Origin of the sequence: Chitinophaga sp. SYP-B3965 (genome assembly GCF_009647655.1) — a bacterium.
GTDB lineage: Bacteria > Bacteroidota > Bacteroidia > Chitinophagales > Chitinophagaceae > Chitinophaga.
Window position 1 is genome coordinate 3397077 of record NZ_WJFD01000001.1, and the last position, 24610, is coordinate 3421686.

17 protein-coding genes and 1 tRNA gene are annotated in these 24610 nt (G+C 44.8%); 2 read left to right on the forward strand and 16 right to left on the reverse strand.

Annotated elements, in window-relative coordinates; all coding sequences use genetic code 11:
- The first annotated feature begins 31 nt into the window (after window positions 1-31).
- On the forward strand, window positions 32-856 hold the full coding sequence (locus tag GFS24_RS13460; RefSeq protein ID WP_153660073.1) for a DUF2971 domain-containing protein: 825 nt from the start codon (window positions 32-34) through the stop codon (window positions 854-856).
- A 289-nt stretch (window positions 857-1145) separates the two neighbouring features.
- On the opposite strand, the gene GFS24_RS13465 is transcribed toward GFS24_RS13460, so the two are convergent.
- The 15 genes from GFS24_RS13465 to GFS24_RS13535 form a co-directional block, all read right to left on the reverse strand.
- Complete coding sequence (locus tag GFS24_RS13465) at window positions 1146-1745, reverse strand: hypothetical protein (RefSeq protein ID WP_153660074.1); 600 nt, start codon at window positions 1743-1745, stop codon at window positions 1146-1148.
- 137 nt (window positions 1746-1882) lie between these two features.
- Window positions 1883-1953, reverse strand: a tRNA-Gln gene (locus GFS24_RS13470).
- Between the two features lie 104 nt (window positions 1954-2057).
- Window positions 2058-3050: a glycosyltransferase family 9 protein gene (locus tag GFS24_RS13475; RefSeq protein WP_153660075.1), complete on the reverse strand. Its 993-nt coding sequence runs from the start codon at window positions 3048-3050 to the stop codon at window positions 2058-2060.
- Window positions 3034-3639, reverse strand: coding sequence for a DUF4254 domain-containing protein (locus GFS24_RS13480; protein ID WP_153660076.1), 606 nt, complete (start codon window positions 3637-3639; stop codon window positions 3034-3036). Before GFS24_RS13480 ends, GFS24_RS13475 begins: the two co-directional genes overlap by 17 nt.
- Window positions 3640-4311: 672 nt before the next feature.
- Window positions 4312-5652, reverse strand: coding sequence for a S41 family peptidase (locus GFS24_RS13485; protein ID WP_153660077.1), 1341 nt, complete (start codon window positions 5650-5652; stop codon window positions 4312-4314).
- Window positions 5653-5661: 9 nt separating this feature from the next.
- The gene (locus GFS24_RS13490; protein ID WP_153660078.1) at window positions 5662-6456 is read right to left on the reverse strand and encodes a hypothetical protein; all 795 of its coding nucleotides are present in this window, start codon (window positions 6454-6456) and stop codon (window positions 5662-5664) included.
- Window positions 6457-6571: 115 nt separating this feature from the next.
- A complete protein-coding gene (locus tag GFS24_RS13495; protein WP_153660079.1) occupies window positions 6572-7807 on the reverse strand; it encodes a hypothetical protein in 1236 nt (411 codons plus the stop codon).
- 73 nt (window positions 7808-7880) lie between these two features.
- Window positions 7881-9098, reverse strand: coding sequence for a hypothetical protein (locus GFS24_RS13500; RefSeq protein WP_153660080.1), 1218 nt, complete (start codon window positions 9096-9098; stop codon window positions 7881-7883).
- 41 nt (window positions 9099-9139) lie between these two features.
- Window positions 9140-12418 carry a TonB-dependent receptor gene (locus GFS24_RS13505; protein ID WP_153660081.1) on the reverse strand — a complete coding sequence of 1093 codons (3279 nt, stop codon included), beginning with the start codon at window positions 12416-12418 and terminating at the stop codon, window positions 9140-9142.
- Window positions 12419-12529: 111 nt separating this feature from the next.
- Complete coding sequence (locus tag GFS24_RS13510; protein ID WP_153660082.1) at window positions 12530-13453, reverse strand: FecR family protein; 924 nt, start codon at window positions 13451-13453, stop codon at window positions 12530-12532.
- Between the two features lie 107 nt (window positions 13454-13560).
- Complete coding sequence (locus tag GFS24_RS13515; protein ID WP_153660083.1) at window positions 13561-14076, reverse strand: RNA polymerase sigma-70 factor; 516 nt, start codon at window positions 14074-14076, stop codon at window positions 13561-13563.
- 128 nt (window positions 14077-14204) lie between these two features.
- On the reverse strand, window positions 14205-14363 hold the full coding sequence (locus GFS24_RS13520) for a hypothetical protein (protein WP_153660084.1): 159 nt from the start codon (window positions 14361-14363) through the stop codon (window positions 14205-14207).
- Window positions 14364-14426: 63 nt separating this feature from the next.
- Window positions 14427-15848 carry an APC family permease gene (locus GFS24_RS13525; RefSeq protein WP_153660085.1) on the reverse strand — a complete coding sequence of 474 codons (1422 nt, stop codon included), beginning with the start codon at window positions 15846-15848 and terminating at the stop codon, window positions 14427-14429.
- 85 nt (window positions 15849-15933) lie between these two features.
- Window positions 15934-16533 carry an OmpH family outer membrane protein gene (locus tag GFS24_RS13530; RefSeq protein ID WP_153660086.1) on the reverse strand — a complete coding sequence of 200 codons (600 nt, stop codon included), beginning with the start codon at window positions 16531-16533 and terminating at the stop codon, window positions 15934-15936.
- Between the two features lie 185 nt (window positions 16534-16718).
- On the reverse strand, window positions 16719-17762 hold the full coding sequence (locus GFS24_RS13535; protein ID WP_153660087.1) for a glycerophosphodiester phosphodiesterase family protein: 1044 nt from the start codon (window positions 17760-17762) through the stop codon (window positions 16719-16721).
- A gap of 222 nt (window positions 17763-17984) precedes the next feature.
- Here GFS24_RS13535 and GFS24_RS13540 point away from each other — a divergent pair, with 222 nt between their 5' ends.
- Window positions 17985-19769 carry a response regulator gene (locus GFS24_RS13540; protein WP_153660088.1) on the forward strand — a complete coding sequence of 595 codons (1785 nt, stop codon included), beginning with the start codon at window positions 17985-17987 and terminating at the stop codon, window positions 19767-19769.
- A gap of 452 nt (window positions 19770-20221) precedes the next feature.
- Here GFS24_RS13540 and rpoC read toward each other — a convergent pair whose 3' ends face one another.
- On the reverse strand, window positions 20222-24517 hold the full coding sequence (rpoC, locus tag GFS24_RS13545) for a DNA-directed RNA polymerase subunit beta' (RefSeq protein WP_153660089.1): 4296 nt from the start codon (window positions 24515-24517) through the stop codon (window positions 20222-20224).
- Between the last annotated feature and the right edge of the window lie 93 nt (window positions 24518-24610).

A 24610-nucleotide genomic window follows, 5' to 3' on the forward strand; every position in this document is an offset into this window, starting at 1 on the left:
ACACTCTTCCCCATACCTTAAGCTTTACAATATGACAACTTACACTTTCGTTAATCTTAAGGACAAAAATTTTCTATTTGATGTACCTGACATCCTTTACAAATTCCGGGACTGGGATAATCCAAACTCTCGTAAACTACTCTTCGAAAACGAACTGTACTTTAGCTCGTACAGAAAGTTCAATGATCCCTTTGATGGGGGTATTCCATTCCAATACGATCCCCAGGAACTGACCGAGGCTAATATTTTCTTAAAATATCTTACATCTGCCAAGCAAATGCATCCCGATCTGCCAGACACAGAAATTCACAACATGTGTTATGAGCAACAACAACAGGGTAATTACCGCAATGATAAGTTCCAAGAGGAATTTCAGCTTCGTACTTCCGACCAGTTAGCAAGGGAAATTGGCATTGTTTGTCTTTGCAAAAGCCCGGAAAAATTTTTGTTGTGGTCTTATTATGCCCAGTCCCATAAGGGCTTTGCGATTGGTTTTCATAAAAAGGAACTTTACTTAAACACAGAAGCCGGTTTTCAGCATATGCAGTATCAGGACAATTTACCAATGCTGGGGTTATTTGAAGATCACACGAGTGCTTTTACAAAATTGATATGTACCAAATCCAACATCTGGAAACATGAAGATGAATATCGGTTGATAAAAGCCCACTTCGTGAACAAGACTATAAGCTTGCGTCCTAAAACCATCGCAGACATAACCTGTGGATGCAATATGCCTCATAACACCAAGCTGCAAATCGTAGAACATGTGAAAAAAAACGTTTCCCATGCCACTGTACACGAAATGATCATGTCTAAAACAAAGTTTGAACTGATTCGGCAGCGTATTTTTTAGCAATTCTCTTGCTTAGTTTCCCAAAGAACTAAAAAGCGAACAAGTTGAGAACAAAAAAGGTTCGTATTGAAAGAGTTACCCTACCCAACTCGGACCAGCAAGTTGGGAAAGGGTTACAGGACAATCAAAAAGAAATTGACATGCAAAAATCGGAAAGGGATGAGGAAATGGTGTAAAAACACAAAAACCACTCAAACTTTCGTTTGAAGTGGTTTTTTGAAGTCCTTACAGATACTTCTCCCATAGGGAATTGTATATTTTTTCTGTTATTATATAACAACAGGGTATTTCAAGGTTGATTTGTAGGTACCGCCTTCACCCCTTCAACATCAATATTAGCAGAAGGAATATCAATCTTGATCCCAGAGACCTTATTCTCCGTACGTTTGAATATGATATGCCCGCCATATTTCTCTACGTTAAAAGTATCTCCTGCCTTACCACTCAGCGCTGCACTACCAGCATGACTGGTAGCAGTAAGTATCCCATCTTTCAAAGTTACCTCCACCAGATCCGTATCATCGCCAGCGGGTACTTTGTAGGTACCAACATATTCCATCAGGTCATCCACACGGATGCCTTCCAGAGCGATGTTGGCGGAAGGGATGTTTACTTTGATACCGGAGATCTGTTTAGCCGCATTACGGAGGAAGATCGTTTCGCCACCGTATTCATCTACAGCGAAGGTATCAGATCTCTGCATGCTGATACTTGCACTGCCTCTGCTGCCGCTGATGATCAATTTGTCTTCTTTCAGTTCCACTTTGATATCTTGCGCGGTTTCACCTGTACCCACTTTGTAAGTACCCGGGTATTCCGTTAAAGGGGTTTTCTGTGCATGTACCGCAAGCGTCATGAAAAGTCCTGCGAACAATAAAGCATATTTCATAAAATGAATAATTTAAGCAGGAAAATTAATCTGTAGCAAACGTCAAACAACAAAACGGGCATGAAATAATTGTTATAAAAACAGGAGAGGGAGGTAAAAAAAAAGAGAAGATCCGTGAAGATCTTCTCTAACCCTTGTTGTCCCACCTGGATTCGAACCAAGACAAACAGAACCAAAATCTGTCGTACTACCATTATACTATGGGACATCGTTGATTGGGATTGCAAAAGTATACTTTTTTTTATTTCTGCAAAAAAAACTTCCCACTTTTTTAGAAAAAACCTTGAAAACCTTACCAATACAGGCGTTTCATCAAATCAACGCTGCTATCTTTTCAACTATCCGCTCTGGAGATAATTGTTCCATACAAGCATGATCTCCTCTGTAACAAGGCTTATTACCGAAAACAGAACATGGCCTGCAATACAGGTCAATTTGCACAGCATTCTCCTCTTTCTGCCCATATCCCATAAATCCTGCATAAGGATGCGTAGCGCCCCATACAGATACCACCGGCACCCCAAAAAGAGAAGCCAGGTGCATATTGGCGGAATCCATGCTTACCATCAGTTTTAAACCACTGATGATGGATAATTCCTCTTTCAGACCCAAAGCCATCACCCGCACACGGCTAAACTTAGCAGCCAGCACATTTAATTGCGCTATTTCCGCTGCTCCTCCTCCAAACAACAGCACTTCCACATCTTCCCTGGCCACTACCTGCCGGATCACGGCTTCCATCTTTTCAACGGGGTAGGTCTTTTCTTTATATGTAGCAAAGGGAGCAATCCCTATCTGGATCAGATCATTAGAAGACCGGGGCAACACACCGGAACCTTCGGAGGCTGAAAACCCCAATTCCCGGAAAACCTGCCGGTACCGCTCAATGGTAGTGGTCTGTGGCTGCAGCACTTTCCCCTCTTTCCGGGTTAAAAGCTTCTTCCCTTCCCGCCCTTTATCGATCACTGCCACCGGGATTCCCCTTAAACGAAAGAACATCCGCACAATACGGGAACGCAGCACCTGGTGCAGATCCGCCACAGCACTGATCCCGGGATAAGAAACGCGCAAAGAAGAAAAGAGCCGGTACAGTCCAGGAACCCCTTTATGTATCCCTTTCAGATCAGCCGGCACAAATACCAGCCGGGGGATCCCCTCACAGAGCGGCCCCCAGTTCTTATTGGTCACAAATATGATAGTAAGCTCCGAATTGGCATCCAACACCTCTTTCATCACGGGAATGGTCATAGCCACATCTCCCATGGCAGAAAACCGTATAGCCAGGATACTACGGCTTTTGGCCATATAATACAGGATTGAGGGAAGGATCGTTGTACATCTTCATCTGCTTGTACACTTTCATGTATTTGCGGCCTTTGCTGATATCTTCCAGCAAGTCCTCAATAGCAGTGGAAAGGTCCTTTTGCTGTTCCAGCAGGATTTCCAGCTTACGCTGGCAGGTTTTGCGATGTTCTTCTGTAGCATCCGGGCGCGTAGCTTCTTCCCGCATGTGATAGATCTTGAGCCCCAGGATGGAGAGGCGGTCTATAGCCCAAGCCGGACTTTCCGTGTTAATGGTAGCCTTGGGCTGAGGGATCACATCTGTATATTTATCAAGAAAGTAACTGTCTGTGTATTCTACCATATCCGTCCGTTCCTGGTTGGAGCGGTCTATCCAGCGCTTCAGGTCCAATGCCTTAACCGGGTCAATATGAGGGTCCCTCACCACATCTTCCAGGTGCCACTGAACAGTATCTATCCAGTTTTTCCCGTATAACAGGTGCTCCACCGTGGTTTTTGCATATGGATTCTCCACTTTCCGGTAAATATCATTGTGAACATGGTAATCCCGGATACTCTGGTCAAAAATGCTAATACAAAGTTCAGTAAACATGCAGCAAATGTAATCTGGAATTTTGAAAATCCCATATATGGCAAAACCCGGGCCCTCCCCCGGAAAAACACTAACATCAAGCTATAAACGAAAAAAAAAGCACACTGTAGATACAATGTGCCGGGCATAAATCATGTGAATGTTCGAGAATGCAATTGTGTAGGCTCTTAATGGTTCTCTAAAGAGGGCTTTTCAAAAAGCTCGCGCCATTGCAATTAGTTGAATACACATGCTTGTTATTAGCAAGTTGGTGACGACAGCAACACTGCTAATAACAGCATGGTAAAAAATGTGTGGAGGATCTAAATGGTGGAGATCTCCTGTGTCTTTATCTGGTTATATCTTTAATTCAGGTATTTTGGGTTATCAGTTAACTGTTCACTTTTTTGTCAGGCTAAATCGGTAATCTGTCTTTGCTTGAGTGCGATACTAAATTACAACTCCCCGCTGTTATAATATTGCAGTGGTTAATTTTTTAACGAATGAAAAAAAGGAATTTGCAACGCATTGAAAATTGCGCTGTTAGTGAATTGTAAAGGCCCCAAACCCTATAAAAAGTTTATCCGTTCCTGTTGGTAATGCCGGATTTCTGCAGTGGGTTGTTAACAAATAAAAAACAGCGCAGGAAAATCACTGCGCTGCTGTACTACTGCCCAAATTTTCTCACAATCATTAATCCGGGAGTATAACAATGGATGATTCGCTTAAAAGCTGCCTTGAGTCGTATAAAACTTTTACAGGTGGCTGAATCCTTTCAAACTGCCGCCCTCCTCCTGAAATGATGGACAGCGCTTTTGCGATCAGTGGGTCCTGCTGATCTGCGATAGGAAATAACGGCAAAATACTTTTCTCGTCACTCACATATTGTGGTGTTATGCCGTTTTCATATCCGCCTTCTCCTTTGGCGTTTGATAATTTATAGGTAATAGGGAAAAGGGACCAGGGAATACGTTTGTCAGTAATACTAACAGCCCCCACATCTTTACCAAAAGTGGTTTGGCCAATCAGTACTACCTGCATATAAGGTTTGAGATTATTGATCAGTAATTCTGAAGAAGATGCAGTAATACCTGTTCCCAGCACAAATACCCTGGGAAGGGATAATCGTCCGGGAGCCAGTTCGCTGAAAGGGATCACTTTGTTTTCCCCTGAAGGCACGGCTAAAACATCCTTAAAGGAACGCATCCTTACCTGTTGCTTTGCATTACCGGCGTATTGTACAAAAGGTTTCAGCTCATCAATACCCGGCGCCACCAAAGCGCTGAGTAAAGCGGAGCCGGTTACACTGCCACCGGGATTATAACGAAGGTCGATGATCAGTTCTGTAACGCCTTCTTCTTTAAATTTCCGGAAGGCCTGCAGTACATCCTTATTATAATAGTCATCAAAATTATTCAGGAAGAGATAAGCTACCTTCTTTCCGCTGATCTGCCATATTTGCTTTTCATAAAGAGGGTTCTCCACAATGCTCCTGCCCTCTATAGCTATCTGGTTTATTTCGGTAACCTGTCCATTGTCTCCTATCCTTGCAGTGGTAATGGTGCTGTTATTCTTTTGCAACAGTTCCGCTCCAAGTTGTTGAACATTGGCAGGCGTGATCACCGTATTACTGATACGGGTGAAGTAATCGCCCCTTTTGAGGCCATTGAGCGCAGCTTTGGTGCCAGGGATCACAAAATTGAGAATGCCGATTGCACCACCCGGTGCCTGCGCCCAGGGGATCACATAATAATCGATGCCGAACGTGCGCAGCATCCCCCTTGGAAAATTACTTGCATTATATATAACGGAGAACCGGTCTCCTGGTTGTTTCAGACTGTTAAAGAAGGCAACAGGTTCCTGCTGCCCATCTGCCATAGCTGGAAGGGACTGGTTCCAAAGATAGTATTCCCGCATGTTGGCAAGGATCCAGTTATTGATCTCCTGCTGCGTTGCCGGTCCGGCAGGCACAGGGGCATCCTGCTTACGGCAGGCGCTGAATAGCAATATCAGGCAAAGCAGTTGAAGACGCATAACGATGAATTAAAACGCGGCAAGGTAGTTGGAAACATACGATGTAACAACACCACCGGCCACATTTCGTTTAATATCATAGATAGAGCTGCCAAAATCTCTGAGCGAATTCGCGTTTAAATTAAAACGCCCTCCTTTCGTGTACCTGGCAGGATCAATAACATCTCCGTTCAGCAGGTATGTATTGGTGGCAGCATTTTTCAATTTGTAAACAAACCTTACACCTGTTTCAAAACCCGTGAAATAATTGATGGTGGTAAAGCCGGTAAACTTACCCCGCTGGATGTTTTCAAAAATAACAATAGGTTCAGTCATTCCTTCTCCCGGTGTAATAGGATTGATCATCTTAACACGGTAAAGTTCCAGGGTAAGCTTTTCAGGCAGTTCAGGGTCTGAAAAGGTAAATCCTATCTTCCTCTTATCAGGCGCCGCTGCTTCCCCTCTTTTGTTAAGCAGGAACTGAGGCTTCCCGGTCTTTTCGAACTGCAGGATGGTGATGGATACAAAGTTATCAGAGATATCCAGCAAAGTGTCCATCCATATTTGTCCATCCCTGAGGTCCTTCAGTTTCAGGTGTTGCTGACCGCCCACTTTCTCTACTATTCTCTTGTTAAAGCCGTTTTTGACTTTACTCATACTATCCATTACGAGGGCATCATTCCATGTCAATGCAGACACCGCTGTTTCGTCTGCCCAATAACTGCTGGCAGATATTTCCAAAATATGTTTTTCTTCCTGTAATGTTCCTTCTTTTGTACAGGCAGCAAGGCAAATAGAAAGTAGTAGTAAAATGTTTCTTTTCATTAATGTAAAATTTAATCGGTAATTATGAAATAAGCAGGTGATAGTTTCCTATCACCTGCTAAAATTCGTTGCATCTATTTTTACAAATTGTAAAAGCAGTTAGTTTAACAAGATATTACAGACCAGCAGTCCAGGTCAGGAACCAATAATCGAAAGCCGGGTTACAGCCTTTACCTGATCCTACAGTTGTTGTGCTTGGGTCGAAATTAGGAAGCAAAGAAAACGGATCTACCAATTGGATGTCTGCATTTGCATCAGTAGCATGAATGTAAGTCTCGTTGGTCAGCGGGTTAATGGCTCCCAGTGTGAGGAATACATGTACTACGTTGCCGGTAAACACACCTGATGCACCTTCTGTTTCAGTTGTACCATTATTATAACCCATGAAGATAGAGTTAGTAACATTGAAACCAGTGTTTCTTCTAAAACGCGCAGCATTCAGTGTACCTAAGAAAGCAGAATTCTGGCCAGCGATGAAGGTAGCGTATTCAATGGTAGGCCGTGTTCTTGGAGTATCTGAAGAACTGTTTGCATCATTGTCTGATTCGATACCGTTTGCATCAGCATAAATAAAACCTGGTCTGCGGATAGCAAGTACATAAGAAAGCGTACCGGTAAAACCATGGTCTGTATCCAGGATGTCATCGTTAGTGTTCAGAGATACCAGGTGAGAAGCATTAACAGTTCCACCGAAGAATTCGAAAGCATCGTCTCTGCCATAAGAAACCTGAATGTAATCCAGTGTTGTGTGGCTACCTACACCACCCAGGGTGAGGCTGTTCAGTTCGTTGTTGTCTGAAACGTTAGCACCAGCCCACTCAATACGTACATATTTCAGGATACCAGAGCTGTCTGTTGCATTAGAACCACCGTATTGTACATCTACGCCAGGAGGAAGTGAAGGCAGATCGATACCTTCAATAGAAGCTCCAACTTTGTTGCAGGGAGCAGAACCCAGGATCACAACACCACCCCAGTCTCCAACAGCAGGAGTACCATTGTTAGAAGTGAATACGATAGGTTGTTCAACAGTACCAACTGCATGGATCAAACCGCCGCGGGTAACGATCAGCGCTGAAGCTTCTGCAGGAGTACTTTTGGAGATACCTTTAATGGTAGCACCTTTGTTGATAACTATTTCTCCACCGGGAGTAACATAACTTTTACCATCCAGGTAATAAGTGCCATTCTCAATCAGCTCTACGTTACCGCTAATAATACCGGGTATTGTAGAACCGTTTGGCAGAACACCTGCTCTTACATTTTGCTCGCCTTGCTTTTGTGCGTCTTTTTTACAAGCGGCGAAGGTTAACAGGGTCAGCGCGCTGGCTGCAATCATGAGCTTTTTCATGGTTTGAATTTTTTAGGTTTTAATGAATGAATGAATTTGTTATCTAATGGATGCAATGAATTTGAATTTGTAATTACAGACCTGCGGTCCAGGTCAGGAACCAATAATCGAAAGCCGGGTTACAGCCTTTATCTGTATGAGCCGCCAAAGTTGTAGACGGGTCGAAGCTCACGCCAACACTAAATGGATCAACCAGCTCAACACCCCCATTAGAATTGTTGGAATTCACAACACCAATATTGCCCGCGGGTATGCCAAGTGTACTGAATGCATGCACTACATTACCGGTGAACACGTTTGGTGTTGTTGACTGGAAGCCGGTCCCATATCCTGTAAAAATGGAGTTAGTAATATTTATCCCTGAATTAGTTTTGATATAAACAGCCCGTTGCGTACCCGGTAAAGCGGAAGTTTCACCTCCTGTCATGGTGACATTAGAAACAGCTGGCCGTGTTATCGGGATATTAAAAGGGCCACCTCCATTGTCAGATTCAATACCGTTTGCTGAAGAATAAACGAAACCCGGTCTGCGGATACCAAGCACATATTGAACAGTGCCGGTATAACCAAGATTGAAGTCCAGGATGTCGTCTTTCGTATTCAGTGATACCAGATGGGTAGCATTTACTGTACCACCAAAAAATTGAAAAGAATCATCGAGGCCGTAAGAAGCCTGTATATAATCCAACACGGTACGGCTGCCAACACCGCCCAGGGTGAGGCTGTTCAGTTCGTTATCGTTTGTAAGGATAGCTCCGGCCCATTCGATACGCACATATCTCAGAACTCCGGAACTGTCAGTCGCATAACTACCACCATAGTGCATATCTACAGCGGGCGGAAGTGTTGGCATATCGATCCCTTCAATAAGAGGTTCAGCCTGGTTCACAGGGGCGGAGCCCAGGATCACTATCCCACCCCAGTCTCCCGGAGCAGGGATCGTGTTGTCTGAGGTAAATATAACAGGCTGGTCAACAGTACCCAGTGCATGGATCAAACCACCACGGGTAACAACCAGAGCAGAAGCCTGTGCAGGAGTAGGTTTGGAAATACCTTTTATAATAACCCCCGCATGGATCACCAGGTTTCCTCCCGGCTTGATAAAAGTTTTACCATTGAGATAGTAAGTACCATTGTACAATACAACTTCAGTATCAATAATGCCCGGTAATGTAGCACCGCTTAGCAAAACACCTGCCTTCACATGCTGATCTTCCAGTTTCACGTCTTTTTTACAAGCAGCAAAGATTACCATGGCCAGCAAGCTGACAACAATTAAATGTGTTTTCATGACATTATTTTTTTCTGAAGCTTACTTAATACCTGCGGACTTTAAAAGTTATAAGTGATGTTGAAGCTCAGGTTCCTGCCTTTGAACCAGCGGTTCCTCACATAATCTGTTTCACTGTTATATCGGTTTCCTTTAGGATCATTGTTTGTTTTGTTGGTCAGCATATACATGTCTGTTTCGCTTGCTCCTCCGGTATTGCCGGATGGCTTCAACGACTGGTTCTGGTACACGATATTATCCTGCTGCAAAAGGTCACTGATGTTTAACCGTACCTGCATCCGTTTCTTTAAAAGATTAGCACTCAGCTGCAGATCAATTACATCACGCGGGTTTTCGTACTGATCATCCCATGCCTGGTAACCACCTACCAGGATACGCGGACCATATTTGTTGTAAGCCACATTCACGCCTATCACTTCTCCGAAGTAACCGATGCTGCCATTCAACACATAAGGAGAAAGGCCTTGCAGGGGGCGGTTACGGGAATCCGGCGCCAGGATTGTATCATTCCTTCCGCTTACACCATTGGCAGCATTCAGTAACTCCCTGGTGTTATACCGCACATTTGCCTGCATCCATGAAGCATTGGCGCTTATAAATATCTGTTTCAGCCATTTGGCGCCTGGCCTGATAAAACCTAAAGACTTACGGAGGTCCAGTTCAAAACCTTTGCTCGTAGAACTTTGCAGGTTAAAATAATAGAAGAGGCCGCTGGCATTACCACTGCTGAAATCACCTATCAGTTCAACCGGGTTATCGAATTTTTTATAAAAAGCAGATACAGAGATCACTTCTCCCGGAGCTGGATAGAACTCATATCGGAGGTCCATATTAGTGATCTTTGCATCTTTCAGCCCTAATGCTCCTTTGTAAGAACTCCTCTCTTTAAATTCATAATAGATATATGGTGCTCTTTCCCTGAAGTCTGCTCTTGCTAAAGTTTGTGAGTAAGCTGCCCTGATATTCATACGGCTGTTCAGGCTATATACCAGGTTGAAAGATGGCAGCCAATCAGTTTTGCTGTACTTCATCACAGTGTCCCTTGGCAAACCGGTCCTGTAGTCATAAGAAATACCCTGCAATTCCATGTTATTCTGTTCCAGCCTCACCCCTCCGATAAAGCGGAAGTTTTTCAGGAATTTCAGGTCTGTCATCAGATAACCTGCATGTATCTGTTGTTTACCGGTATAATCATCTCCTGCAAATCCCTGCCTGCCTATACCGGAAGGTTGGTATTGCAGCATACCCGGCTGAAAGAATGCAGGTGCATGTAATTCATAATCTGATTTACCAAACACAGCACTGTCTATCTTTGCCAGTTTATCTGCTGTATTAGCGGATGGATCGTAATAAGTGCGAAGTGCCAGGCTTTTGTTATCTGCATCGCGGAAAGTACCTGCGTAACCAGCCTTAAAGTTTTGTATCACACCGCCGATCTTAACCGGCACCGTAAAGTTTCCTGCCACATTGTTACGCTTTTCTTTCAGCCTTGAATTGAAGATGGTCAATCCATCTGATAGAACACCACTGGATCCGTCATTCAGGTTATAGTTCCTGTACTGTCCTTTTGGTCCACCACCCGAACGCCCGTTGGATGCCCTTGTGTCCGGCTGGTCTCTATCCAGTACTATGTTATCAGCAGACCAATCGAACTTCAGGTGTTTACCGAGAAGATGTTCCCCTTCCAGCCTGTTCTGCCACAGGGAATTGATCAGGGTTACATCAATATAGTATTTTACCGGCCCGTCTCCCCTGTCCCAGTTCATGCCATAAAAAACGTTGGCTTCGTTACTGAAACGGCGGTTATATAAGTTCTTAAAAGCAATCTTGTGCCCTTTGGTCTGAAAACCAATGTTCGCTACTGCACCCAGCGCTGTGTTAAAATTATAAGTACGCGCACTATCATATTGATAATAGGAAGGGAAATAGCGTGTTTCATCCACTACACTTTCTTCATGGCGATAAGTGGCTGCCAGCGTAACCCCAAAAGATGTGACCTTGTCTTTCAGATCTATCTTTCTGCCCAGCATCAACTGGTAGTTCTGTACCGGTGAATAATCATATGCACGCAGCCCCCAGTTGTTGGGTATCTCCCGTTCCATCCTGCTACGGTTCTCCTTGTCTCCTGCACCCAGGTATTTACGGTATTCCTCATTGCTCCATTTTTTATTCCACCAGCCACGCGTACCATCATCAAAGCCCAGGTAGTCATTACCGCCACGTTTTGTACCATACATGGACTTCCCGGTACTGTTTGTATTGATGCCTGTTCCTAATGTTATTGCCAGGAAGTTCTTTTCAGGAATGCTCCGTGTATTCACCTGTACAAGCCCGCCAGCAAACTCTGCCGGCATATCCGGTGTGGCTGTTTTATTGACGATGATATTATCTATCAATGCACTCGGTATCACGTCAAAGGAAAAGTTTCTTCTGTTAGGTTCCGTGCTGGGAAGGTTAGCGCCATTCAGGATCACATTATTATATCGCTCGCTCAATCCCCGTACCGTCACAAACTTATCGTCCTGCACCGTGATGCCGTTCACTCTTTTCAATACCTGCGCCGCATTATTATCCGGTGTTACCCTGATCTGCTCAGCACTGATACCATCAGATACTGCTGCGTTATTTTTTTGCAGGGCATACAGTCCTTCCACAGAAGCTTTCTGGTAATTGCCGGTGATCACTACCTCTTTCAAAGCAGAAGAAGAGGCGGTCATCAACACATTCAACGATGTCAGCTGTTTTTCTCTTACGACGATATCTGTAACCTTCTGTGTATTATAAGAGATGTAACGGAATGTGAGTACATATTTACCCGGAGGTAATTTAATGGAGTAACTGCCATCTACCTGTGTTACAGCGCCTCCTCTTCCTTCTATCATAATAGTTACCCCAGGAAGTGGTTCATTACGGTTATCCACCACCTTTCCGGATATTGTACCATCTTCTATCCTTCTTGCCAAAGCTTCGGCCTTTCCTTCACGGATGGCAATTGTATTATTGTTGTAGTCGATATCTACGGGTGTGTTCCTGTCCAGGAACTCCAATACTTTTCCGAGATCAGTGGAAGAAAATTCCAGTTCTGATACGGCACATTTACCAAGGTATAAAGGATCATATGCATAAATAAAGGAAGTTTGTGATTGCAGTGCTTTGACCACTTCTGCCACATTAGTCTTCCCGGTTTTTAAAGAGATCTTTTGTTGCAAAGTTTTATATGACTGTGCAGCTAATACCAGGTGCTGCCCGCATAATAAAATAGCAAATGTTAAATAGATGGCTGTGCGCCTGTTAAAAAATTTACGTGTAAAATTCTGCATACGTTTTTGTTGCTTTTTATATCTGGTTGAGATGAAGCATGTGCATGAGATACCTGGTAGCAGGATTTCCTGCCAGTCAGATGAACTGTTGTCAAAAGCCGGGTCTGTTAACTAATTCTTCGTGATATGAACAAAAGTGCTGTCTCCTCTTTGGCTATAAGAAATACGCTGCACAAAAGACATTTTTTTAAGTATAAGATTAAGTGATGTCTGCAAGGGAAATGTTGCTGTCATCCTTTTTTCCGCGATGGTTTTATCCATTAAGATAAAGGTCTGCCCATACCTGCGTTGCAGTTTCGCAAACACTTCATCCAGCGGTGTATTATCAAAGATCAATGTGCCATTCTTCCAGTCGATAGCTTCCCTTATAGCAAAGGTCGATTCCTTATATTCTTTACTGTTCTTGTAACTGATCCTTTTCCCAGGCAGTAATATTTTTGTGAAGGCCAGCGTGGTATCTTCTGTACTTACCGCCGCCTTCCCTGATATCAGGCTCACATGGATGCTGCTGTCTGTATAACAGGAGGAGGCAATATTAAATGAAGTACCCAATGCGGTAGTGATCAGCCCCCCTGTATTCACGCTAAACGGTTTTTCATCATTCGTTTTCACTTCAAAATAGGCTTCTCCCCTCAACCACAACTCCCGTTTTTTAATGTTATAATCTTCGTTGTATATGAGCATAGAATACCCATTCAACCATACAGACGTACCATCCGGCATATGCACCAGCTTAACGCCGGGGCCGTTATTCGATAAAGTATCCATGTGCCTGGTATGGCGGATCTCCTGCACGGTATTCTGCTGCAACAGGAAACCTGCCGTGCCAATGATCCCCAGTACGGCGGCCGCAGCGGCCATCCGTAGCCATGGGATCCGTCTTATCTTTCTAACCGGTGTTGGCTCATCCCATTTTGTCATCAGATACTTGTCCAGCTCCTTGTTATCCTGTTGACCGATCCAGGTTTCCACCTGTTCCTGTTCTGCTTCTGTACAAAGGCCTTTAAAGTATTTATCCAACAATTGGTGGTTCATGTGTTAGTCAAACGGTGGTTATTAACCCGGTTGTAATAAGAGTACGTTTGTAAAAGAAGGATGTACCAATGGAAAAATGGAGTTCATAATTTGGTAACATAGGATGGCTAACGGGCCGTTAATTCCCGGCGGATAAATTGCATCGCCAGCTGCAGATGATTCCTGACGGTCATAGGTGATAGGGACAATTGGTCAGCAATTTCTTTGTGGGAACGGCCTTCATCGCGGCTCATCAGGTAAATGTTCCGCCGCTGTTCCGGCAACCGGGCCACCAGTTGTTGGATTTCCTTCCGTAACTCTTTATACAATAAGGTATTCTCTGCAGAATCCTCATCGCGCACTTCTTTTTTATGCAGGGTTAACTCGCCCAGGTTCTTCTTTTCCCTGTATAATTTGCGGGTTTCATCAATTACGATGTTCTTCACGTAAACAAACAACAAAGGGAAAATATCCTGGCCGGGCTGCACCTTTTCCATATTCTCCCATAACCGTACAAAACATTGCTGAGTGATCTCTTCCGCCCTTTCTGCATCGCTGGTTAACTTGTATGCAAAGCGGTATACCTTGTCCCGGTTTGTGACAAACAACTCCTCAAAAAGTACTTTTGCTGGAATTTCGGGCATGGCAGAACAATTGAAATTAACGTGGATAAATGTAGGCGTTACATGTTACCTGAACGTTAAGCATGCATAAAAGCACAGGCCCCAAAGTGATCAAACACTTTGGGGCCTGCACAGGAGCATGGTTTCCCTTATTTCTTTGTCATCTGCAAAATAGCCCCCAGCGGTAAATGGTCCGACGCCAGGAGAACCGGTAAAAATCCATACATTTGATCGTTTTTAGGAACATTAAACATGGCCCCCATGTGCAGGTTGGCGCTCGCACGGGGGGCTTTTTCTTTTTTGGTCATTCCGTGCATGAGTTGTTAAAATACCTATAAAGAAAAGGCCCGGTGTATCACCGGGCCTTTTCTTTATTTTTTACTGCGTAGTGCAATGAAGTATAATGGTATGCCTAACAGGATGATGCCCAATCCGGGAATAGCGTAATTAGGTTCATAGATCAGCAATAACACCGCCAGTGAAAAAGCGATCAGGATATACAATGCAGGCAATACAGGATACCCGAAAGCTTTGTAGCTGCGTGGTACATCCGGCCTTGTTTTGCGCAGGATGAAGATCCCAAGGATCGTGATCACATAGAACACCAGTACACCAAAGATCACCATCGCCAGCAGGTCGTTGTATTTACCGCTGAGGCAGAGGAGGCAAGTCCAGGCACATTGGATCCATAAACCAAAACCAGGTACATCATCTTTATTCAACTCTCCTGCCTGTTTGAAGAACAAACCATCTTTTGCCATGGTATAATAAATACGCGCACCAGATAAGATCAATCCGTTGTTACAACCAAAAGTAGAAATGATGATCATCACCGCAATGGTCACAGCCCCAACACCTGCACCAAAGATGCTTTCTGCTGCTGCCACTCCTACCCTGTCTGAAGGCGCAAAAGCGATATCATTAAAAGGCAATACTGCCAGGTACATTACGTTAGTAGCTACATAGATAATGGTAACGATCAGCGTACCCAATAACAAGGCACGGCCAATATTCTTCTGTGGATTTTTGATCTCGCCTGCAATGAAAGTAACGTTGTTCCAGGCATCGCTGGAAAACAAAGTACCCTTCATGGAAACTGCCATCGCACCGAAGAAGGCCATTGTAGTTAAACCGGTTGTTACCAGTTGCCCGTTTTCCATGCTGAGGTTACTGAGCTGCCAGGCGTTCTCCCAGTTAGCATTCCAGATCTCTGCTTTGGCGCCGATGATCAATCCGAAAATGATCAATCCAAAAAGAGAGAACAACTTCGTGAAAGTGAAAACGGTTTGAATGATCTTACCATTTTTCACCCCCTTCGTATTAATAAAGGTGAGTAAAATAATAGAAGCCATCGCTACCAATTGCGCTGCCGAAAGATGAAACCCTCCTACCTCCAGCAGGTAATTCGTTTCTCCCAGCCCCGGCGCCAGGTATCCCACATATTTGGCAAAAGCCATGGCCACCGCCGCAATGGTACCCGTCTGGATCACACCAAACTGCGTCCATCCGAAAAGGAAAGCAATAAAAGGATTGTAAGCTTCACGGAGATAAACATATTGCCCGCCTGCTTTAGGGAACATCCCGGATAATTCACCATAACTCAGTGCAGCGATCAACGTTACCACACCCGCTAATACCCACATGGCCATCATCCATCCGGAAGAGCCCATAGAACGCGCTACCTCAGCCGATACAATAAAAATACCGGATCCTATCATGGAACCGGCAACGATCATGGTGGCATCCACCAGACTTAGACTTGGTTTAAAAGAGTTTTCCTGGTTGATTGACATGTGAGGTTGATAAGTGGTTATAAAAAAATCCCGGTGTAATGTACCGGGATTAAATTTAATATATTTCAGGATTACATCCCGCGACTTATTTTTTAGCTACTGCGTTCAACTCCTTGATCACATCATTGGTCACATTGTAAGCTTCATCCTTGTACAGGATATTGCTTGCGCCACTACGATAAGAGAAGATAAAAGCAAAACGATTGTCTGAATTGAATTTCTTGATACTTTCATCCAGGCGTTTTTGCAGGTCTTCATTGAACTGCGCCTCTTTTGTCTGCAATTGCGCATACAGGCTCTGGCGGTTCTGCTCATGCTGCTGGGCTTTCTTCTGAAGACCCATTTGCGCTGCTTCACCTTCTGCCTGCGTCATTGTAGGCGCCCTTTGCTGCAACACACTTAATTCACTTTGTAACTGCCTTTCACGGGCATTGATCTCATTCTGGGCAGTCTCTTTTTCTTTTTCGAGTGCTGCTTTCTTTTCCTTAAAGTAATCGTAGTGAGCTTCCAGGGAATCGATATCTACATACGCCAGCCTTTGAACAGCGCCTGAAGCGGGTTGATGAACCGAAGAATCATTAGCAGATGCGGTGCCTTGTTTGTTACCTTGTTGGCAGGATGCGAATACACCGGCTACCGCTGCCAGGAATAGTCCATTTTTCACAAAAAGTTGACGAGTGTACATGTTGATCGGTAGATTTTTAACCCTTATAATATGAAATAGAAATCTTGAGGCGGCTAAAATAAGGTTTTTGGGATATAAAAAAACGTTAAAATGGAATTTTAATTAATCTTGTAGAACAAGGTAGCTATAAAGCCGAAGAGGCCGCTTCTCACAGGAAACAGCCTCTTCAGTTGGCATATGATGTCTTATTTAACTTTCTCCAGTAACATCTCCGGCTCATCCGTGGTCAGGTAGTCCACACCGGCCTTCAGGTAAGCGTCCATCTGCTCAGGTTTGTTCACCGTCCAGATGTTCACATTGATACCATTCTTCTTGGCATCCTTGATAATATTGATGTCCTTATCTATTACCTTAAAGTTGTAGTCAAAACCCCAGATCTTATCTGCTTTCAGCTCTGCCGGCGTTTTATCCCCGTTGAGGTAAGCCACCTTGGCAAAAGGGTTCAATTCTGCTATTTTCTTGCAAATATTGTAATCGAAGCTGATATACAGCATCCAGGCCTCACATTTGTGCTTGCGGATCAGTTCCACACATTTCGTAGCCAGCTCCTCTGCCCTTGCCTGACCTAAACCGGAAGGCTTCAGTTCCAGCACCAGGTGCGTGGTATTCTGCGTCATGGCCTCTTTGATGTAATCCTCAAATAAAGGCACATGATCCCCCTTATTTAATGGTATCGAAATGAGGTCTGCCACAAGCGTTTCCTCGATCTTTTTATCGCCGATGTGGTTATCATGGGAAAGTACAGGTACACCGTCCTTAGACAGCCATACATCAAACTCAGTACCCTCTGCGCCGATCCGGATAGCATCCTTCAGGGAACTCAGGGAATTCTGACTGGAACCGGTATTTTTCCAGGCGCCACGGTGAGCCACCACTTTATTACGGTGAAAATCATCCCTTACCAGGATAAAGGTTTCCCGGGCATCACCATTCTGAATAGTAACTGCATACTGGAAGGAAGGTGCACTGGCCGTTACACTGCTCTTCTTGTTCAGGCGCAGTTCGCCTTTTTTGCCGATGGTGAAGAGGCCGGAGGTGTCTTCCACCAGCTTTGCTGCCGGGGCAACGCCTTGTTTATTGAATATTTGTCCCACTAGGGCGCCCTTTTTGCCCACGGGGATCTTGTAATTGTTCAAAAGCAGGGAAGGCCCCTGGCCATGAACCGCAACTGCTGCCATCAATGCAGGGATCATAATCAGACTTTTCCTCAGTCTATAACGTAGACGCATGGTATTGTGTTTTTATCTTTCAAATAGTTACTTTTCAACTTACAATATACTTATATATTGTTGCCTTTTACTTACAACTTAATTTCGCAACAAGGTAATATGAATCTTTTGTAAACGTGAGTGCTTTTGATTAAATTACCATTAAAGAATAAAAAAACCGCCAAAACAGTAACCATATACCAATCAGCATGCCCCATTGTATCCTTGTTAAAACTTTAGTCCATGTGGCTTAAGCACCAGCTCCAGTCAATTCTGTTCTCGGGAACCGCAAACATTACGGACGACGATCAGCGTGCCCGGATATTCCGCAACAATGCCGTAGCGCTTTTCACTGCCCTGCTGGCCTTAATATTTGGCCTCTATTATTATACGATATCAGGTGAAAAGATGATCCTGTATGGTGTATTAACAGAGGCTTGCTGTTTCTTCGCGGGCATAGCCTGTAACCGATTTAGGTTGTATACCGCCGCCACTATCGTCGTTCAGTTCACTAACCTGCTGGCAGTGGTGTATTTTGGCTGCCTGCTGAGCCTGAACATGGAAGCCAGCCTCCTGGCCATCTTTATTGTAGGCACCTCTTTCCTGATCCTGAAAGACACCAGTTCCCGGATCATTTCCATTACCGCCACCTTTGTGGCCCTTGGCTTAATGGAACTCAACAAACATTACCCGGTGATCACGCCGATCGTATTTGAACCGGCTACCGCCCTGCTGGTACATTATACGGCCATACTCGTGATCGTACTGCTCAGCTGCCTCACCATTGTATTATACGTTTGGCAAAACGACCAGCTCGTACTCAAACTAAAAAGCACCACCCGCAACCTGAAAGAACATGCCATAGAACTGGAACGCACCAATGAAGCATTGGCAAAAGCCAATCTCACCAAAAGCATTTTCCTCCGGGAAACCAGCCATGAGATCCGCAATCCCCTGAATGCTATTTTTGGGATCAGCCAGTTGCTGATGATGGAAATGGATAAAACAGAACAGTTAAAACCCATCTCCAAACTGATCATTCACCTCCACTCTGCCAGTTACAACGTTACCCAGATCATCAACAACGTACTGGAACTATCCAAACTGGAAGCCGGTGTGCTGGATGACGTAAGGAAGGATTCCTTCTCCATACAGGAATGGATCAGCAACATCATTCATATCTACCAGTATGTAGCCGATCTGAAAGGCGTAAAGATCGAACTGGAAATAAACCTGGATATGCCGGAAAGGATGATCAGCGATAAAGTGAAACTCACCCAGATCGTCAATAACCTGCTCATCAATGCCATCAAGTTCACGAAGGATAACAGCGTGATCGATGTGCTGCTCTTCCCTGAAAACGATCAGTGGTCCCTGGCCGTAAGTGATCAGGGCGTCGGTATTCCGGAAGAAATGATGCATAGCATCTTTGATCCTTTTGTTACAGAGCAGGGCGCTTTTATTGATGGTACCGGCCTTGGCCTGCCCATCGCGAAACGCCTGACGCAATTATTATACGGCGAAATTAAAGTGCAGCGTAATGAAGACGGTGGCAGTACTTTCACTGCTACTTTCCCTATGGAAGAACATGTGCTGCCTCCTGCCCCGCTGGAAACTAACTTCCTGCCGGATGATGTGGATTACAGTGATAAAGTGATACTGGTAGTAGAAGATAATATGATGAACCAGATGGTGTTCTCCAACTTCCTTTCCCGTTCCCGCTGCAAACTGATCATGGCAGATAACGGCCAGCAGGCGCTGGAAAAAGCCAGGCTCCAGACCCCGGACCTGATCCTGCTGGATATGCACATGCCTGTAATGGATGGATATGAGACCCTGCTAGAACTTAAAAAAGATCCCATACTGAAAAATGTGCCGGTTGTAGCTATCTCTGCAGACTCCTTCAAAGAAGCCGTAGATGAAGTGATGCAGGCCGGTGCAAATGATTACGTACTGAAGCCCGTTCAGTTCAGACCACTCTATGAAGTAGTAGGAAAATATTTAAAGTCGCAACCGGCTTTTTCTTAAAGAGAAAGAAGGTACTCTCTTTAAATAAAACAAACACCTTAAGGCACAGCCCATATTCTCTTAAATAAAACGCCCCCCTAAATACCACCGCCTTCTTTCTCTTTAAGAGAAAGAAGCGACCTCCTTTAAATAAAACGAACACCTTAAGGGCGCAGCCCATATTCTCTTAAATAAAAACACCCCCCTAAATACCACCGCCTTCTTTCTCTTAAAGAGAAAGAAGGTACTCTCTTTAAATAAAACGAATCCCTTATAATGCCACAGCCGGCATTCTCTTAAAATAAAATACCCCCTTAAGGGCGTAGCCCGTATTCTCTTAAAATAAAACACCCCTTAAGGGGTGTAGGGGGATTTATTGGGAGAAGGTTCTTCCCCCCTTCCTCCAATAAAAAAGGGAGCACTGTTCGTGCCCCCTTTTATTCTCTATACATTTACTACGTTCGAAGTTATAACTATTCCTCTTCGTCAAACTGGAACACCTCTTTAGAAGATGCCAGGATATCATACTCTTCTTTAGAACCTACGATCATATTCTCAAACTCTCTCAAACCAGTACCTGCAGGGATCAGGTGACCCGTGATCACATTCTCTTTCAGGCCAAGCATATCATCTGTTTTACCGTTGATGGCAGCAGAAGACAGTACTTTGGTTGTTTCCTGGAAGGATGCAGCAGAGATCCAGCTATGCGTACCCAGAGATGCTTTGGTGATACCAAGCAACAGCGGGCTGGACGTTGCAGACTCCGCATCGCGGTATTCTACAAGTTTCTTGTCCGCACGGCGCAATACAGAATTCTCTTCACGAACCTGACGCAGGGATACGATCTGACCAGCTTTCATACCGGTTGAATCTCCCGCTTCAGTTACAACTTTCTTATCGTAGATCTGATCGTTCTCTTCAAAGAATTCAAACTTATCGGTAGTATCGCCTTCCAGGAAGCGTGTATCTCCCGGATCTTCGATCGTTACCTTACGCATCATCTGACGCACGATCACTTCAATGTGTTTGTCGTTGATCTTCACACCCTGTAAACGGTATACCTCCTGAATTTCATTCACCAGGTATTCCTGAACAGCAAACGGTCCTTTAATAGACAGGATGTCTGCAGGTGTAATAGAACCATCGGACAACGCAGTACCAGCTTTCACGAAGTCACCATCCTGAACCAGGATGTGGCGTGTTAACGGAACGAGGTACTTCTTGATATGTTGCTCGCGGCTTTCGATGATGATCTCACGGTTACCACGTTTGATGTTACCAAATGCTACCACACCATCAATTTCAGAAACGATGGCAGGATTGCTCGGGTTACGTGCTTCAAAGAGCTCCGTAACACGTGGCAGACCACCCGTGATATCTCTCAGTTTACCGATAACGCGGGGGATCTTAACGATTACCTGACCGGCTTTCACAACTGCACCTTCTTCAAGGATCACGTGTGAGCCAACTGGTAAGTTGTAAGATTTGCTTTCCTTGTTACCATCAACGATGAGGGAAGGGATCTTATTCTTATCCTTGGTTTCAATTACCACTTTCTCACGGTGACCAGTTTGCTCATCCGCTTCTTCACGGTAAGTGATACCATCAATGATACTATCAAAGCGGATCTTACCAGCGATCTCAGAAACGATAACGGCGTTGAACGGATCCCAGAAGCAGATCACATCACCTTTCACTACTTTCTGACCATCTTTCACTACCAGGGTAGATCCATAAGGTACGTTGTTAGTGATCAGGAGACGGTCATTCTTCACATCCATGATCCTCAATTCACCGGTACGGCCGATAACCACCTGTACTTTATCACCATCATTGTTTTCGAATGTGGTAGTACGCAGACCATCGAACTGAACAGTACCATCAAATTTAGCGGTGAGTGTAGACTCTACTGATGCAGAGCCGGCCACACCACCCACGTGGAAGGTACGAAGTGTCAACTGTGTACCCGGTTCACCGATGGACTGTGCTGCGATGATACCAACGGCATCCCCACGTTGTGTGGTGTAACCGGTGGCAAGGTTCTTACCATAACATTTCACACACACACCTCTGCGGCTTTCGCAGGTCAGTACAGAACGGATCTCTACTGTTTCGATGGTGCTTTCTTCTATATGTTTGGCAATTTCTTCTGTGATCTGTTGTCCTGTTGCTACAACCAGCTCTTCAGTGATCGGATCGAACACATCGTGCAGGGAAGTACGGCCAAGGATACGATCGTACAGTGGTTCTACCACTTCTTCGTTATCCTTCAGGGCTGAAGTAGCAATACCACGGAGGGTACCGCAATCTTCTTCTGTAATTACAACATCCTGTGCAACGTCTACGAGACGGCGTGTGAGGTAACCCGCATCTGCCGTTTTCAACGCTGTATCCGCAAGACCCTTACGGGCACCGTGGGTAGAGATGAAGTACTCCAATACGTTCAGACCATCTTTAAAGTTGGAAAGGATCGGGTTCTCGATGATCTCGGAACCGGAAGAACCACTCTTACGCGGTTTTGCCATCAATCCTCTCAAACCAGCCAGCTGTTTGATCTGTTGTTTAGAACCACGCGCACCGGAATCCAACATCATGTAAACTGAGTTGAAACCTTGCTTATCATTAGCCAGTTCACGGATCAGTGTTTCGGTTACTTTCGTATCCACACGGCTCCAGATGTCAATGATCTGGTTGTAACGTTCGTTATTGGTGATCAGACCTGTGTTGTAGTTATCCCACACTTCATCCACCTCGCCGGCTGCGCCGTCGATCATGAGTTGTTTAGCTTCAGGGATGATCAGGTCATTAATATTAAAGGACAATCCACCGCGGAATGCTGTACGGAAACCAAGTGTCTTGATATCGTCCAGGAATTTAGCAGTCTTTGGAATGTCTGTTGCTTTAATGATATCGCCAATGATCTCACGCAGTGATTTCTTGGTGAGCAGGGCATTTACGAAGCCTGCTTCACGCGGAACAAACTGGTTGAAGATCACACGGCCTACTGTAGTTTCGATCAGCTTCCTTTCCAGTGTGCCATCATCTTTACGCAGGTCCGCTTTAACACGGATGTTTGCATGCAGATCAACACGACCTTCATTGTAAGCAATGATCACTTCTTCAGCAGAGTAGAAAGCTTTACCTTCTCCTCTGATGATCTCTTCCGGCGTAGTTTTCTTACCCTTGGAAATGTAGTACAGTCCAAGTACCATGTCCTGTGAAGGCAGGGTAATAGGCGTACCATTCTGAGGGTTAAGGATATTATGGCTGGAGAGCATCAACAGTTGGGCTTCCAGGATTGCAGCGTTGCTCAAAGGAACGTGTACTGCCATCTGGTCACCATCAAAGTCAGCGTTGAACGCAGAACACACCAGCGGGTGAAGCTGGATGGCTTTACCTTCCACCAGTTTGGGCTGGAATGCCTGGATAGACAAACGGTGAAGGGTTGGAGCCCGGTTGAGCATCACCGGATGACCTTTCAGTACATTCTCCAGGATATCCCAAACCACTGCTTCTTTTCTATCAACGAGCTTCTTAGCTGATTTAACTGTTTTTACGATACCTCTTTCGATGAGTTTACGGATAATAAACGGTTTGAATAATTCAGCCGCCATATCTTTCGGTAAACCACATTCGTGCAGTTTCAGTTCAGGTCCTACCACGATAACGGAACGACCGGAATAGTCAACCCGTTTACCGAGCAAGTTCTGACGGAAACGACCTTGTTTACCTTTCAGTACATCAGAGAGAGATTTCAGTGCGCGTCCACCTTCTGCTTTAACGGCGTTGGATTTCCTGGAGTTGTCGAACAGGGAATCCACAGCTTCCTGCAACATCCGTTTTTCATTCCGCAAGATCACCTCTGGCGCCTTGATCTCGATCAGGCGTTTGAGACGGTTGTTACGGATGATCACCCGGCGGTACAGATCGTTCAGATCAGAAGAGGCAAAACGGCCACCATCCAATGGTACAAGCGGACGTAATTCCGGCGGTACTACTGGAATGTATTGCATCACCATCCACTCAGGGCGGTTATCAACACGGCCATTGGCATCACGGAAAGCTTCTACCACACTCAAACGTTTCAGCGCTTCCGCTTTACGTTGCTGGGAAGTTTCAGTGGCAGCCTGGTTACGGAGCTGGTAAGAAAGTCCATCCAGATCAATACGGGACAGCATCATTTCTACCGCTTCAGCACCCATTTTGGCGATGAATTTATTCGGATCTTCATCCGGCAGCATCTGGTTGTCTTTCGGAAGGGTATCCAGGATATCCAGGTATTCTTCTTCAGTCAGCAGATCGCTATAGTTCAGTCCCTTCTCTTGTTTCACACCACTCTGGATGATCACGTATCTTTCATAATACACGATCGTTTCCAGTTTCTTGGAGCTCATACCAAGCAGGTAACCGATTTTATTAGGTAATGATTTGAAATACCAGATATGAACAACAGGCACTACCAAACGAATGTGGCCCATTCTTTCACGACGTACTTTCTTCTCTGTCACTTCAACACCACAACGGTCGCACACAATGCCTTTATAACGGATACGCTTATATTTTCCGCAATAACATTCGTAATCCTTTACAGGTCCGAATATCCTTTCGCAGAACAAACCATCACGTTCCGGCTTGTAAGTACGGTAGTTGATGGTTTCAGGCTTCAGCACCTCTCCATAAGAACGCTCCAGGATGGTATCCGGAGAAGCGAGACTAATGGTGATACTACTGAAATTTGATTTAGGACGATTTTCTTTTTTGATGGCCATTATATGTTATTTAAAGAAAACTCATTGGAAATGCATGGTCTGAGATGCCATGGCCTGTTTGTCTTCACATGATTATACGGCAGCTCCCGGGTA

Excerpts from the sequence above, each read along its gene's own strand:
- GFS24_RS13490 (WP_153660078.1), bottom strand. The coding sequence starts at position 6,456 with ATGAAAAGAAACATTTTACTACTACTTTCTATTTGCCTTGCTGCCTGT.
- GFS24_RS13460 (WP_153660073.1), top strand. The coding sequence starts at position 32 with ATGACAACTTACACTTTCGTTAATCTTAAGGACAAAAATTTTCTATTT.
- GFS24_RS13535 (WP_153660087.1), bottom strand. The coding sequence starts at position 17,762 with ATGCGTCTACGTTATAGACTGAGGAAAAGTCTGATTATGATCCCTGCA.
- GFS24_RS13475 (WP_153660075.1), bottom strand. The coding sequence starts at position 3,050 with ATGGCCAAAAGCCGTAGTATCCTGGCTATACGGTTTTCTGCCATGGGA.
- rpoC (WP_153660089.1), bottom strand. The coding sequence starts at position 24,517 with ATGGCCATCAAAAAAGAAAATCGTCCTAAATCAAATTTCAGTAGTATC.
- GFS24_RS13540 (WP_153660088.1), top strand. The coding sequence starts at position 17,985 with ATGTGGCTTAAGCACCAGCTCCAGTCAATTCTGTTCTCGGGAACCGCA.
- GFS24_RS13515 (WP_153660083.1), bottom strand. The coding sequence starts at position 14,076 with ATGCCCGAAATTCCAGCAAAAGTACTTTTTGAGGAGTTGTTTGTCACA.
- GFS24_RS13495 (WP_153660079.1), bottom strand. The coding sequence starts at position 7,807 with ATGAAAAAGCTCATGATTGCAGCCAGCGCGCTGACCCTGTTAACCTTC.
- GFS24_RS13505 (WP_153660081.1), bottom strand. The coding sequence starts at position 12,418 with ATGCAGAATTTTACACGTAAATTTTTTAACAGGCGCACAGCCATCTAT.
- GFS24_RS13520 (WP_153660084.1), bottom strand. The coding sequence starts at position 14,363 with ATGACCAAAAAAGAAAAAGCCCCCCGTGCGAGCGCCAACCTGCACATG.
- GFS24_RS13525 (WP_153660085.1), bottom strand. The coding sequence starts at position 15,848 with ATGTCAATCAACCAGGAAAACTCTTTTAAACCAAGTCTAAGTCTGGTG.
- GFS24_RS13465 (WP_153660074.1), bottom strand. The coding sequence starts at position 1,745 with ATGAAATATGCTTTATTGTTCGCAGGACTTTTCATGACGCTTGCGGTA.
- GFS24_RS13510 (WP_153660082.1), bottom strand. The coding sequence starts at position 13,453 with ATGAACCACCAATTGTTGGATAAATACTTTAAAGGCCTTTGTACAGAA.
- GFS24_RS13485 (WP_153660077.1), bottom strand. The coding sequence starts at position 5,652 with ATGCGTCTTCAACTGCTTTGCCTGATATTGCTATTCAGCGCCTGCCGT.
- GFS24_RS13530 (WP_153660086.1), bottom strand. The coding sequence starts at position 16,533 with ATGTACACTCGTCAACTTTTTGTGAAAAATGGACTATTCCTGGCAGCG.
- GFS24_RS13480 (WP_153660076.1), bottom strand. The coding sequence starts at position 3,639 with ATGTTTACTGAACTTTGTATTAGCATTTTTGACCAGAGTATCCGGGAT.
- GFS24_RS13500 (WP_153660080.1), bottom strand. The coding sequence starts at position 9,098 with ATGAAAACACATTTAATTGTTGTCAGCTTGCTGGCCATGGTAATCTTT.